Origin of the sequence: Cupriavidus sp. D384 (assembly GCF_001652915.1) — a bacterium.
In the GTDB taxonomy this organism is placed as follows: Bacteria; Pseudomonadota; Gammaproteobacteria; order Burkholderiales; family Burkholderiaceae; genus Cupriavidus.
In genome coordinates this window covers 57,278-69,541 of sequence record NZ_BBQI01000059.1, presented here as the reverse complement: position 1 = coordinate 69,541, position 12,264 = coordinate 57,278, and the positions used below count along the sequence as shown (strand labels likewise).

The following is a 12,264-nucleotide window of genomic DNA, read 5'->3' as shown; positions in this document are numbered from 1 at the left end:
CGCTGCCCACAACCTATGCACAGGATTCGCCACGTCTTCCACAGCCTTATCCACAGGCACGGCGAAAGCCTGAAACCGCAACCTGTTTCACGCATCCTTTCGGCATCCACCCAGAACCCAAGAACCGCATGACGAACGTGACCACCCAAAAGAAGACCTCTCCCGCCCGCCTGGCCCGTACGGCCGTTACCGTGGCCGCACTGCTGGTGTCGGCCACCCAGCTCGCCGGTTGCTTCCCTGTACTGGCCGGCGCCGTGGGCACCGGCGTGGTGATGGCCACCGATCGCCGTCCGACCGGCACGCAGGCCATCGACCGTGGCCTGCAGGTGGAGATCGATAGCACGCTGAGCCAGCGCTACAGCGACAGCCAGGCGCGCGTGAGCACCACCGTGTTCAACCGCAAGGTGCTGCTGACCGGCGAAGCCGCGAATGCCCAGATCAAGCAGCAGATCGAGCAGTACGTGCGTGGGCTGTCGAATACGCGTGACGTGGTCAACGAACTGGAAATCACGGCTTCGCCGGACTTCATGACCCGCAGCAACGATACCTACCTGACCAGCAAGGTGAAAACCTTCCTGGTCACGGCGGACGGGGTACCGGCCAATTCGATCAAGGTCACCACAGAGAAGAGTGTCGTGTACCTGATGGGCGTGGTCACCACGGCTGAAGGCGACAAGGCCACCGACGTGGCCCGCAATGCCAGTGGCGTACAGAAGGTGGTCAAGGTGTTCGACTACGTGAGCGAGGCCGAGCGGGCACGCCTGGACCAGGCCGCCTCGTCGCAGAACGGCAACGCGGGCAGTGACGCCGTGGGTACGCCTGCGCCGGTGCAGGCCGTACCGGGCAGCCAGCCGAACGCGCCGGTCACGTCGGATGCGCCGGCATCGATGGGCACCTCGGGTGCCACGACCAGCCCCGTGGCCGCGCCGGTGTCGTCGCCGGTGGCGCTGCCGCCGGGACGCAATCTCCCCTGATTTAACTAAGGAAAGTGCCATGAAAACCCTGTCGCGACTCCCGATCTCCCTGCGTTGGATGGCCGGTGTCGCGGCCGGGCTGTGTGCCGCGCCGCTGCTGGCGCAGACGCCGGCAGCGGCGCCGTCGCCTGCATCGGCACCCTCGGCACCCTCGGCACCCATGACCACCGGTCCCGCCGACGCCGGCAAGATGACGATCGAAGTACAGCGGTCGCGCACCGAGCAGGCGCGCAACCAGGCGTCATCGTGCGCTGTCTGCCATGGCCCCGACGGCAAGCCGCCGGCCGATAGCCAGGTGCCCCGGCTGGCTGGCCGCCCGCAAGCCGAGCTGGTCGAGCTGATGCTCAACTTCAAGAATGGCAAGCGTCCCGGCACCGTGATGCCGCAGATCGCCAAGGGCTACAGCGACACCGAGATCATCGCCATCTCCGCGTGGTTCGCGGACCAGAAATAGTCCGATGCACCGACGATCCGTACTGAAGGCGGCGCTAGCCGCGACGGCGCTGGGCGGACTGACCGCGCGCCAGGCACGTGCCGCCGCCCCGGCGAAGGTTGTGGTCATCGGCGGCGGCTACGGCGGTGCCACCGCCGCGCGCTACCTGCGCACCTGGAGCCGCGGCGCCGTGGACGTGACCCTGGTGGAGCCCGACGCTGCCTTCGTCTCGTGCCCACTGTCGAACCTGGTGGTGGCCGGATACCGCCAGATGGCCGATATCACCGTGCCCTACGATGCTCTGGTCAGGCGCCACGGCGTGAAGCACGTGCGCGATACGGCCACAACCATCGACCTCGGCAAACGCACGGTGCGGCTGGCCGGCGGCGCGACGCTGCCCTATGACCGGCTGGTGCTGTCGCCGGGCGTGGAAATGCAGACTGGCGCAATCGATGGGCTGTCGGCGCCCGGTGGCGACCAGATCGTCCATGCGTGGAAGGCTGGCCCGCAGACCGATATCCTGCGGCGGCAACTGGCCGCCATGCGCGACGGCGGCACGTTTGCCATCACGATTCCGCTGGCGCCATACCGCTGCCCGCCTGGGCCGTACGAGCGCGCGTGCCTGGTGGCCGACTACCTGAAGCAGCACAAGCCGCGCAGCAAGGTGCTGGTATTCGACGCCAATCCCGATATCACATCGAAGGGCGCGCTGTTCCGCCAGGTCTGGCAGACCCGCTATGCGGGCATGATCGAGTACCGGCCCCAGCACGAGACGGTGGGCATCGACCCGGCCACCCGTACCATCCGCTTCGATGTGCAGGATGACGAGCGCGCGGACGTGGTGAACCCGCTGCCGCCGCAACGGGCCGGCGCCATTGCGGTTGCTGCCGGACTTGCCACGGCCAACGGCCGCTGGTGCGAGGTGGATTTCCTGACGATGGCGTCGCGGGTGGCGCCGGACGTACATGTGCTGGGCGATGCCGTCCAGATTGCGCCGCTGATGCCCAAGTCCGGCACCATGGCAAACCAGCACGGCAAGGTGGCCGCCGCCGCCATCCTGCAGTTGCTGGCCGGACGGGCCCCCGATCCGTCGCCGCTCTATACCAATACCTGCTACAGCTTTACGTCGTCGACCGAGGCCGTCCACATCGCCAGCGTGCATCGCTACGATCCCGCCGAGCGGACGATGCTGACGGTGCCAGGGTCCGGCGGGCTGTCCGAGGCGCCGAGCGCGCTGGAAGGCCAGTACGGCCTGGCCTGGGCCCACAGCATCTGGGCCGACATGCTGGGGTAGCCGGGGCCCACCCGTGCGGTGTGGCGCGAGAGCCACAATCAAAAACCGCAGGATCGTGCAATGCGTAGCCGGCGCAGGCTGCTACGCTAGCCGTGCCGAACGTCCATGCCCCCCGTCTGGCCACAACCAGGACGCGGCCTTCTCTCAACGATCATGCAAGCCAAAGACCGTCTGCTCGCCCTCGCCATCATCGTGGTCTGGGGTGTCAATTTCGTCGTCATCAAGGTAGGCCTGTCCGGGGTGCCCCCGATGCTGCTGGGCACGCTGCGCTTCAGCCTGGTGGTGTTCCCGGCCATCTTCTTCATTCCGCGCCCGCGCATTCCGTTGCGCATGCTGGTGGCCTATGGCGCGTCGATCAGCCTGGGGCAGTTCGCGTTCCTGTTCTATGCCATGGCCGTGGGCATGCCGGCAGGGCTGGCGTCGCTGGTGCTGCAGTCGCAGGTGTTCTTCACCGTGGCCATTGCCGCGCTGTGGCTTGGCGAGCCGGTGCGCTGGCACAACCTGGCCGGCATGGCGATTGCCGCCGGCGGGCTGGCACTGATCGGCAGCGCCGCCGCACACGGCCCCGGCGGCATGACGGTGGCGGGCTTCCTGCTGACGCTGTGCGCGGCACTGTGCTGGGCCACGGGCAATATCGTCAGCAAGAAGATCGGCCCGGTAGACCTGCTGGGGCTGGTGGTGTGGGGCGCGCTGATTCCCATCGTGCCGTTTGCGCTGCTGTCGCTCTGGTTCGAAGGGCCGGCCCGCATCGCCGATGCGCTGACCCATGTCTCGGGCAACGCCATATTCGCTGTCGCCTACCTGGCCTTTGCCGCCACACTGTTCGGCTACACGATGTGGGGCCGCCTGCTGACGCGCTACCCGGCCAGCAAGGTGGCGCCGCTGACGCTGCTGGTACCGGTGGTGGGCCTGCTGTCGGCCCACCTGCTGCTGGGCGAGGACCTGGCGGCCGCGCAATGGACCGGCGCCGTGGTGGTCATGGCCGGCCTGCTGCTGAACGTATTCGGCAACCGGCTCTGGCCGGGCCGGGCACTGGCACGCCGATAGCGGCCAACTGTGGCGCAAACGCCAGCCAGTCCACGGGTTAACCCGCAATAGGGCGACATTTCCCACCCGTTTTGCGCATATGGTTATCACTGTCGCATCCGTATACGCGCCTTGACTTCAGGCAAAATAGCGGACTGGCCGCATATGCCCGGGAGCCCTCAACGATCACCGCAGGGCGCTCCTGAGAAGCCCGCCCCAACGGCGGCCAGCGCGCGCCGCGCCGTGGAGCAATCCGAGCGCGGGCATTTGCCGTCCCCACGGCTCTCATACAGTTTGGAGCACAACACATGAAGCAGTTTGTCATCGCCGCCGCGCTGCTGGCCGCCGCCGCGTCCGCGCACGCCGCCGTCGACGCCGCCAAGGCCCAGGCCATCGCCAACAAGAACGCCTGCATGGGCTGCCATCAGGTGGACAAGAAGCTGGTTGGCCCGGCCTTCAAGGACGTGGCCGCCAAGTACAAGGGCGACAAGGACGCCCTGACCAAGTTGTCGGCCAAGGTGAAGAACGGCGGTTCGGGCGTCTGGGGCCCGGTGCCGATGCCGGCCAACGCCGCCGTGAGCGACGCCGATATCAAGACCGTGGTGGAGTGGGTTCTGGCCGGCGCACCGGCCAAGTAATCCAGGCTCTCGCCTGGGCGGGCGGCTGGCAGTTCCGGCAGCCCGCCACGTTTAACGTATTCGCATAATGCATGCATGGGCCGGCGACGCACCGGCACGGCAGGGGTCGACAGGAAACCGGGTAGTACGGAACACAGCAAGATGAACGCAAAACGACGAGATGTACTGCGGATGACCGCCGTACTGTCGCTGATGGCCGCCACTGGCCTGATCAGCGAGGCACAGGCCGCGGAATGGAACAAGACCGCCTTTGACGGCAAGAGCGTCGCTGACGTGATCAAGGCCCTGGGCGGCAGCGGCACCGAGAAGAGCAGCGCCATCACCTTCAACGCCCCGGACATCGCCGAGAACGGCGCCGTGGTGCCGGTGGCGGTGACCAGCAACATCCCGGACACCGAGCAGATCGCGATCCTGGTGGAAAAGAACCCGAACACGCTGGCGGCCGATTTCACGATCCCGGCCGGCACCGAGCCGTTCGTATCCACGCGCGTGAAGATGGGCCAGACGTCGGTCGTCCATGCCGCGGTCAAGGCCGGCGGCAAGTGGTACGTGGCATCGAAGGAAATCAAGGTCACGCTGGGCGGTTGCGGCGGCTGAACGCCGCTGGACCGTTGCACCGTTCAAGACCAGATTTCCAGATAACTGCTGACAGGAGAAGCATATGGCAGACCCGATGCGCGTTCGCGCCACTGAAAACGGCGGCGTCGTAGACGTCAAAATTCTGATGAAGCACGACATGGAAACCGGCCAGCGCAAGGATTCGGCCGGCAAGACCATTCCGGCCTGGCATATCCAGACCGTGGTGGCATCGTGCAAGGGCAAGGAAGTGTTCCACGCGCAGTTCGGCGCGGCCGTGTCCAAGGACCCGTTCCTGAACTTCAAGTTCAAGGGCGGCGCCAAGGGCGACAAGGTCACGGTGACCTGGGTCGACAACCGCGGCGACAAGCGCACCGACGAAGCCACCATCGCCTGATGGCCTGAAACTGGCCTGATACGGGCGAAGGAGAAGCAGCATGCGTCGAGCATTCATTCGTGCCACGGCGGCCCTGGCCGCCATCGGGCTGTCGGCCAAGGCCGGAGCCCAGCAGGCCCCGGCGGCTTCGTCGGGCAAGGGCCGCGTCAAGGTCGTGTACCAGCTGTCTGACGGTATCGACCAGGCCGTGCGCGCCATGTCGAACCTGCGCAACCACCTGAACGGCGCGCCCGACACCAGGATCGTGGTCGTGGCGTTCGGCTATGGCGTGGACTTCCTGGTGGAAGGCGCCAAGGATGCGCGCGGCAACACGTTCGAGGCCGCCGTGGCGGCGCTGACGTCGTCGGGCGTGGAGTTTCGCGCCTGCCGCAACACGCTGACGGCGCGCCGGATTTCCGAGCAAAGCCTGCTGATGGACGCCAAGGTGGTGCCGGCGGGCGTGGTGGAAATCGCGCGCCTGCAGTTCGACGAAGGCTACGCCTACATCAAGCCGTGATGGATCGGGGCAGGCGCTGCGGATCGTCGCGGGCCGCCCGGGTTCACTGACAAGCCGTCCGGCAACGAGCCGCCGGACCCGCACAAGAAGGCCGTCCGTCCGCCAGCCATGCGGCGCGATGGCGAGGAGAATCCCCCAATGGTTACCGTGCGCAACATCCGCCGTCTGCGCCGCACCGTGGCCCCCGCGCTGGTGGCGCTGGGCGCCGTGGCGGCCGCCGTCACCGCGACGCTGTCCGGCCCCGCGCTGGCGCAGGACAACACCGCCGAGGAAATCGCCAAGTACCGCCAGATGCTGGCCGAAGGCAATCCCGCCGAGCTGTGGGAAGCCGCCGGCGAAGAATTGTGGAAGAAGCCTGCCGGCCCGAAGAACGCGTCGCTTGAGCAATGCGACCTGGGCAAGGGCCCCGGCGTGACCAAGGGCGCCTACGCCGAGCTGCCGCGCTACTTCAAGGACACCAACAAGGTGATGGACCTGGAGCAGCGCCTGGCGTACTGCCGCGTGACGCTGCAGGGCCTGACGCAGGAAGAGGCCACGAAGAACCACTTTGCATCGCAGGGCAAGCCGTCGGACATCGAGCGCCTGGCCGCCTTCCTGACCGGCGAATCGCGCGGCGTGAAGATGAACGTCCAGCTGACGCACCCCGAGGAAAAACGCGTCTACGCCCTGGGCCAGAAGATGTTCTTCTACCGTGCCGGCGCCTATGACTTTGCCTGCGCCACCTGCCACGCCGTGGACGGCCAGCGCATCCGCCTGCAGGACCTGCCGAACCTGATGACCCAGAAGGGTGCCCAGGCTGCGTACACCACGTGGCCGGCGTACCGCGTGTCGCAGGGCGAGGTCCGCACGATGCAGCACCGCCTGTACGACTGCCTGCGCCAGCAGCGATTCCCCGAACCGGCCTACGGCTCCGACGTGATCACCGCCCTGACGATGTTCCTGGCGAAGAACGCCAACGGCGGCACGTACGACGGCCCGAACATGAAGCGCTGAGCACGGAGCAGAACAACATGAAGACACTCCATACGATGGCCGCCGCCGCGCTGGTGCTGCTGGCCGCCTCGGGCGCGCATGCGCAGACCGCCGCCAAGGGCACCAAGGCCGACAAGCCGGTGAAGGTTTCCGACGCCGACGTGCGCCAGATGATCGAATCGTCGTTCACGTCGAAGGGGCCGGCCACGGTCGAGGGCGTGATCAACCAGGACGCCACGCAGAAGGCCTGCAGCCAGTACCCGGATCGCCTGCACGTGCCGGCCGCCGTGGCGAAGAAGGTGGAGGCGGCGGAACTGAAGCAGGTGAAGTACCCGGCCGACAACAACTTCATCGGCGACTGGAAGGAAGGCGAGAAGATCGCCCAGAACGGCCGCGGCATGCAGTTTTCGGACCAGGTGGGCGCGCCCAACGGTGCCAACTGCTACGCCTGCCACCAGCTGACCAAGGCCGAGATCTCGTTCGGCAATATCGGCCCGTCGCTCTACAACTACGGAAAGCTGCGTGGCAACTCGCCGGACGTGGTGCGCTACACGTGGGGCAAGATCTGGGATTCGAACGCGTACAGCGCGTGCTCGAACATGCCGCGTTTCGGCCACAAGGGCATCCTGACCGAACAGCAGATCCGCGACGTGATGGCCCTGCTGCTGGACCCGGCATCGCCGGTCAACCAGTAAGGGCTGCGTGATGCGGGCACGGCGCGTGGCGACGATGTGGCTGCTGGCCGTGCTCGGCATGGCCGGCGCACTCGCCCATGGCGCAGAGGTGGGTGACACCATCCACCTGCCTGACGTAAAACTGCTCGACGGCCACACGGTGCCTGCCTCGCAATGGGCGGGCAAGCCGGTGGTGATCGAGCTCTGGGCGTCGTGGTGCCCGTTCTGCGCGCTGCAGAATCCGCGCCTGCAGGCGCTCTACGACAAGACGCGCGGCACCAGGCTGCAGGTGCTGACCATCAGCATCGACAAGCAGCCGCAGGACGCCGTGGCGTACCTGAAACAGCGCGGCTATACATTCCCGGCGGCGATGGATTCCGATGCGCTGCGCCGTGCCTTCGGTGCCCGCAAGGGCCTGCCCGAGCTGTACGTGCTTGATGCGCAGGGGCGTGTGGTGCAGAAGGAAGTCGGCGAGATGATCGACGACGACGTGGCCGCGCTGGCGCGCTACGGCAAGCCGTAGCCGGGCGCTGCGGATCAAACGGATAACAGCATGAACCGACGCGAGTTCCTGCAGGTGCTGGCCGTGGCCGGTGCCGGAGGCATGACATTCCCCGGCGGCGACGCCCAGGCGGCCCAGGCCGCCGCGCAGCTTTATGACGTGCCGCGCTTCGGCAACGTCCACCTGCTGCACTTTACCGATTGCCACGCGCAGTTGAGGCCGGTGCATTTCCGCGAGCCGAACGTGAACCTGGGCGTGGCCGAGTGGGCCGGCAAGCCGCCGCATCTGGTGGGCGACGCATTCCTGCGCCAGTACGGCATCGCGCCCGGCAGCGCCACCGCGCACGCCTTCACATACCTCGATTTCACGGAAGCGGCGCGCCGCTACGGCAAGGTGGGCGGGTTTGCCCATCTGTCGACGCTGATCCAGCGCATGAAGGCCACCCGCCCCGGCGCGCTGCTGCTGGACGGCGGCGACACCTGGCAAGGGTCTGCCACGGCGCTGTGGACCAGGGGGCAGGACATGGTCGATGCCGCGCTGCAGCTTGGCGTCGACGTGATGACGCCGCACTGGGAGATGACGCTTGGCGCGGATCGCGTCAAGCAGATCGTCGACAACGACTTCAAGGGCAAGGTGTCGTTCCTGGCCCAGAACGTGAAGACCAACGACTTCGGCGACCCGGTCTTCGATCCTTACGTGATTCGCGAGATGAATGGTGTGCCGGTGGCCATCATCGGCCAGGCGTTCCCGTACACGCCCATCGCCAACCCCCGTTACCTGGTGCCCGACTGGACCTTCGGCATCCAGGAAGAGAACCTGCAGCAGGTGATCGAAGAAGTGCGCGGCAAGGGTGCGAAGGTGGTGGTACTGCTGTCGCACAACGGCATGGATGTCGACCTGAAGCTGGCGTCGCGCGTGCGCGGGCTCGATGCCATCCTGGGCGGCCATACCCACGACGGCATGCCGGCGCCGGTGCCGGTGAAGAACCCTGGCGGCGTCACGCTGGTGACCAATGCGGGGTCGAACGGCAAGTTTCTGGGCGTGCTGGACTTCGACGTGCGCAACGGCAAGGTGACCGACTTCCGGTACAAGCTGCTGCCGGTCTTCGCCAACTACCTGCCGGCCGATCCGAAGATGAACGCGCTGATCCAGAAGGTGCGTGCGCCCTACGAGAGCAAGCTCGGCGAAGTGCTGGCCGTGAACCGCGGCCTGCTGTACCGGCGCGGCAACTTCAATGGCACCTTCGACCAGCTGATCCTGGATGGCCTGATGGCCGTGCAGGACGCCCAGATCGCATTTTCGCCAGGTTTCCGCTGGGGCACCACGCTGCTGCCGGGGGAGAACATCACGATGGAAGCGCTGATGGACCAGACGGCCATCACGTACCCGTACACCACCGTGACGCCGATGACCGGCGAGACGATCAAAACCATCCTGGAAGACGTGGCCGACAACCTGTTCAACCCCGACCCGTACTACCAGCAGGGCGGCGATATGGTGCGCGTGGGCGGGCTGCAATACACGATCGACCCGAACCAGCCGATCGGCAAGCGCATCACCGACATGCGCCTGGGCGGCCAGCCCGTGGATGCCGGCAAGACCTACAAGGTGGCCGGCTGGGCCCCCGTTTCGGAGGAAGCCCGCCAGACCGGCGGCGCCCCGATCTGGGACGTGATGGCCCAGTGGCTGCGCGCCAGCAAGGAAGTCAGCGCCCGCCCACTGAACCTGCCAACGGTGCGCGGCATGGACGGAAATCCAGGCATGGCAGCCGCCTGAATCGAGGCCAAAGTGTTGGATCGATGCGATTGAAAGGCCGCTCGGGATTCGGCTACAATCAGTCGCGATGGGCCGATAGCTCAGCTGGGAGAGCGCTGCGTTCGCAATGCAGAGGTCGGGAGTTCGATCCTCCTTCGGTCCACCAGGATTTTCCTTGTAAAACAACGCACTATGTCTAGCGATGTAGTGCGTTGTTTTGCTTTGGGATGCGGGTATTTGCACATCCGGTGTGGCAGATTTGTGGCATTCGACCAACGTGCCACACCTACTGACATGCATGACACTGCGCAACACTGCTGCTAGACTTTGCTCGCCTGCTACGCGGGCGTTTGTACCTGACACCGTGACTTCACACCCACAAGGCCGGGCTTTGGTGTGCCCAGGTCAACTACCGGCCAACTGCGCCCTGCGCAGTTGGTTCGATGACTAGAGAGCCCCGTTCGCACTGCGGGCTCGCCTCGACACCGTGATTTCACACACACAAGGCCGGGCCCCGGTGTCGCCCTGGTCAATCACCGAGTAGCTCAACGGCGCAACTACTTGATGACCCTAGCCGGCTTACTGGGTTATCGAAATGAGACAGTCTTCTGTCGCAACGCCGGCCGTCCTTCTGACGGTCGACCAACTGGCGCAATGCCTCCACAAGTCCGTAGCGAGCGTTCGTAGCGACGCTACGCGCAATCCGCGATCTCTTCCACCCATCTGCCGGCTTCCTGGGACCAAACGGCTGCTATGGCGTGCTGAGGACGTTGAGCAATGGCTGGCCGATCATGTCGACGGTGGTTCCACATCTCTTCAGGCCGCTATTTGCGGTGTTGAGACTCGACGTAGGGGAAGGCCCACGAAGGCTGAACAAGTCGCCAAGCAGCGACTACAGGGGGGTGCGGCAAGCCGCCCAGCGAAAGTGATTGTGGGGGCGGGCCAATGATCGACGACTTGCACTTGCGCAAGCAAATGCGGCGCTCAGCGAATGACGTTCAATCGGATCACCTGCCCGTGCTCCATCTCGCCCAACCGTTGGGAACTATTAAACAGCAGCCTGCCGCTGACTCGATAGAGATCCGTTCGGGAAACAAAATTGAGCGCCTAATTGCCGCGGCGATTGCGATACAAGCCCAAGACGCCGAGGAGGCCAAAGAGGTCGGGTGTATGGCGCGAGCCATGATCTGGGCATCGTTGCCGCACAAGAAAGTAGATGGTGCGCATTTCCAGCGCGACAACGGCCTAGCATCCATCACTATGATTGTTGCTCCCGACGTTGGCTTGCCTTACGGCAAGTTACCTCGAACTATTGCGGCATGGGTGACACGAGAGGTCAAGAGGACCCGCTCGCGCGAGTTGAACCTGGGTAAAAGCCTGGCGGAATTTGCAGGCAAGCTCGGGCTATCAACAAACGGAGGTGAGCGCGGCGATATCTCGCGACTTAAACGGCAGGCCACCAAGCTGTTCGGCACAATGATCAGGGTAACGCCACATCACGGTCAGGGCTACGAGTACGAAAACTTGGTGCTGTCCGATAAGGGCATGTTGCTCTGGGATCCTAAGAGGCCGCACGAACGGTCACTGTGGCAAAGCAAGGTCATAGTGTCGGAAGCTTTTTTTCGCGAGTGCATGGACCATGCTGTTCCATTCGATCTTCGAGTGCTGCGTGTGTTACGGTCCCCGCTGGCGATCGACCTTTACCTGTGGTTGACCTGGCGCATGTTTATCCTGCGCCGGCCGGTGCTGATTCCTTGGATATCCTTGCGTTTCCAGTTCGGCGCAGGCTACCCGCCTACCGCTCAAGGGATGGCGCACTTTCGAGAGGCGTTCCATCGCTGCTTACGCGAGGTGCGCACGCTGTATCCTTCTGCGCGCGTTGTACCCGAACGAGACGGGCTCCGATTGCTCCCTAGTCCACCCCATGTCAGTGAAGTAAAGCTCGGACTCGTCCGCCAGGATGGGCAGTCGGCTTCTGTTGCCGCCGCTGGCGGTCATGAGCTGGCCAGACTTGGCATGAGGAACGGTCAATTATTGCGGGGACAAGTTAGTGGATAGGATGGCTTATCCACGCTGAAACGCCGATATCGGCCTCAAATTGCCCATCGCCTTGTCCAGCAAGGCGATGGGCACAGGGGGCAATAGTTATTCACGCTGAAACACCGATAAGAACACGCTGAAACGCCGATACGAGTTCGCTGAAACACCGATACTGCAGCGGGCACGAAGAGATCTAACTTGTTGTTAGAAAAAGAGAATTTGCGCTTCCCTGTTCGCGGCAAGTAGTCTCTCCAAGTAGTTTTCACGTACGCAACAGGTAGTGCTCGGGCATCCTGTGGACAAGCAGACTTGCACCTTCTCCGACGCTCATCGCTGATTCGGAATCTGCACGGGAAGATGTACCTGCAATTCAATCCGGGCTGGACGCCAGGTCTGAGCCGGGAAGGCAAAAGCTGAGGCATCGTCAGTCCACTACCTATCGTTTGCGCGGTGGTCGTCTGGAAGACCGATCTCCGCAGTCTTGGCT

At 64.8% G+C, this 12,264-nt stretch carries 13 protein-coding genes and 1 tRNA gene; all 14 read left to right on the top strand.

Features of this window, described 5'->3' with window-relative positions:
- The first annotated feature begins 128 nt into the window (after nt 1-128).
- The 14 genes from A9J21_RS14355 (at nt 129) to A9J21_RS14290 (ending at nt 11,795) form a co-directional block, all read left to right on the top strand.
- A complete protein-coding gene (locus tag A9J21_RS14355) occupies nt 129-974 on the top strand; it encodes a BON domain-containing protein (protein WP_066736686.1) in 846 nt (281 codons plus the stop codon).
- Between the two features lie 19 nt (nt 975-993).
- Nucleotides 994-1,428 carry a c-type cytochrome gene (locus A9J21_RS14350; RefSeq protein ID WP_066736684.1) on the top strand — a complete coding sequence of 145 codons (435 nt, stop codon included), beginning with the start codon at nt 994-996 and terminating at the stop codon, nt 1,426-1,428.
- Between the two features lie 4 nt (nt 1,429-1,432).
- The gene (locus A9J21_RS14345) at nt 1,433-2,701 is read left to right on the top strand and encodes an NAD(P)/FAD-dependent oxidoreductase (protein WP_066736681.1); all 1,269 of its coding nucleotides are present in this window, start codon (nt 1,433-1,435) and stop codon (nt 2,699-2,701) included.
- Nucleotides 2,702-2,854: 153 nt separating this feature from the next.
- Entirely contained in the window at nt 2,855-3,748 is an 894-nt protein-coding gene (locus A9J21_RS14340; RefSeq protein ID WP_066736679.1) for an EamA family transporter, read from the top strand.
- A gap of 287 nt (nt 3,749-4,035) precedes the next feature.
- The gene (locus tag A9J21_RS14335) at nt 4,036-4,365 is read left to right on the top strand and encodes a c-type cytochrome (RefSeq protein ID WP_066736677.1); all 330 of its coding nucleotides are present in this window, start codon (nt 4,036-4,038) and stop codon (nt 4,363-4,365) included.
- Nucleotides 4,366-4,506: 141 nt separating this feature from the next.
- Entirely contained in the window at nt 4,507-4,962 is a 456-nt protein-coding gene (gene soxY / locus A9J21_RS14330; protein ID WP_066736675.1) for a thiosulfate oxidation carrier protein SoxY, read from the top strand.
- 64 nt (nt 4,963-5,026) lie between these two features.
- Nucleotides 5,027-5,338: a thiosulfate oxidation carrier complex protein SoxZ gene (gene soxZ / locus A9J21_RS14325; RefSeq protein ID WP_066736673.1), complete on the top strand. Its 312-nt coding sequence runs from the start codon at nt 5,027-5,029 to the stop codon at nt 5,336-5,338.
- 40 nt (nt 5,339-5,378) lie between these two features.
- Nucleotides 5,379-5,834, top strand: a complete 456-nt coding sequence (locus A9J21_RS14320) for a DsrE family protein (RefSeq protein ID WP_066736671.1) — start codon at nt 5,379-5,381, stop codon at nt 5,832-5,834.
- A 138-nt stretch (nt 5,835-5,972) separates the two neighbouring features.
- Nucleotides 5,973-6,827: a sulfur oxidation c-type cytochrome SoxA gene (soxA, locus tag A9J21_RS14315; RefSeq protein ID WP_066736669.1), complete on the top strand. Its 855-nt coding sequence runs from the start codon at nt 5,973-5,975 to the stop codon at nt 6,825-6,827.
- Nucleotides 6,828-6,844: 17 nt separating this feature from the next.
- Complete coding sequence (soxX, locus tag A9J21_RS14310) at nt 6,845-7,501, top strand: sulfur oxidation c-type cytochrome SoxX (protein WP_066736667.1); 657 nt, start codon at nt 6,845-6,847, stop codon at nt 7,499-7,501.
- A gap of 10 nt (nt 7,502-7,511) precedes the next feature.
- On the top strand, nt 7,512-8,003 hold the full coding sequence (locus A9J21_RS14305) for a TlpA disulfide reductase family protein (protein ID WP_066736665.1): 492 nt from the start codon (nt 7,512-7,514) through the stop codon (nt 8,001-8,003).
- 30 nt (nt 8,004-8,033) lie between these two features.
- Entirely contained in the window at nt 8,034-9,758 is a 1,725-nt protein-coding gene (soxB, locus tag A9J21_RS14300) for a thiosulfohydrolase SoxB (protein WP_066736663.1), read from the top strand.
- 69 nt (nt 9,759-9,827) lie between these two features.
- Nucleotides 9,828-9,903: transfer RNA gene (locus tag A9J21_RS14295), tRNA-Ala, on the top strand.
- A 779-nt stretch (nt 9,904-10,682) separates the two neighbouring features.
- On the top strand, nt 10,683-11,795 hold the full coding sequence (locus tag A9J21_RS14290) for a replication protein RepA (protein WP_066736661.1): 1,113 nt from the start codon (nt 10,683-10,685) through the stop codon (nt 11,793-11,795).
- Nucleotides 11,796-12,264: the final 469 nt, after the last annotated feature.

Coding starts and splice junctions, on each gene's coding strand:
- A9J21_RS14340 (WP_066736679.1), top strand. CDS start 2,855: ATGCAAGCCAAAGACCGTCTGCTCGCCCTCGCCATCATCGTGGTCTGG.
- A9J21_RS14355 (WP_066736686.1), top strand. CDS start 129: ATGACGAACGTGACCACCCAAAAGAAGACCTCTCCCGCCCGCCTGGCC.
- A9J21_RS14290 (WP_066736661.1), top strand. CDS start 10,683: ATGATCGACGACTTGCACTTGCGCAAGCAAATGCGGCGCTCAGCGAAT.
- A9J21_RS14305 (WP_066736665.1), top strand. CDS start 7,512: ATGCGGGCACGGCGCGTGGCGACGATGTGGCTGCTGGCCGTGCTCGGC.
- A9J21_RS14350 (WP_066736684.1), top strand. CDS start 994: ATGAAAACCCTGTCGCGACTCCCGATCTCCCTGCGTTGGATGGCCGGT.
- soxZ (WP_066736673.1), top strand. CDS start 5,027: ATGGCAGACCCGATGCGCGTTCGCGCCACTGAAAACGGCGGCGTCGTA.
- soxB (WP_066736663.1), top strand. CDS start 8,034: ATGAACCGACGCGAGTTCCTGCAGGTGCTGGCCGTGGCCGGTGCCGGA.
- A9J21_RS14345 (WP_066736681.1), top strand. CDS start 1,433: ATGCACCGACGATCCGTACTGAAGGCGGCGCTAGCCGCGACGGCGCTG.
- A9J21_RS14320 (WP_066736671.1), top strand. CDS start 5,379: ATGCGTCGAGCATTCATTCGTGCCACGGCGGCCCTGGCCGCCATCGGG.
- soxY (WP_066736675.1), top strand. CDS start 4,507: ATGAACGCAAAACGACGAGATGTACTGCGGATGACCGCCGTACTGTCG.
- soxX (WP_066736667.1), top strand. CDS start 6,845: ATGAAGACACTCCATACGATGGCCGCCGCCGCGCTGGTGCTGCTGGCC.
- soxA (WP_066736669.1), top strand. CDS start 5,973: ATGGTTACCGTGCGCAACATCCGCCGTCTGCGCCGCACCGTGGCCCCC.
- A9J21_RS14335 (WP_066736677.1), top strand. CDS start 4,036: ATGAAGCAGTTTGTCATCGCCGCCGCGCTGCTGGCCGCCGCCGCGTCC.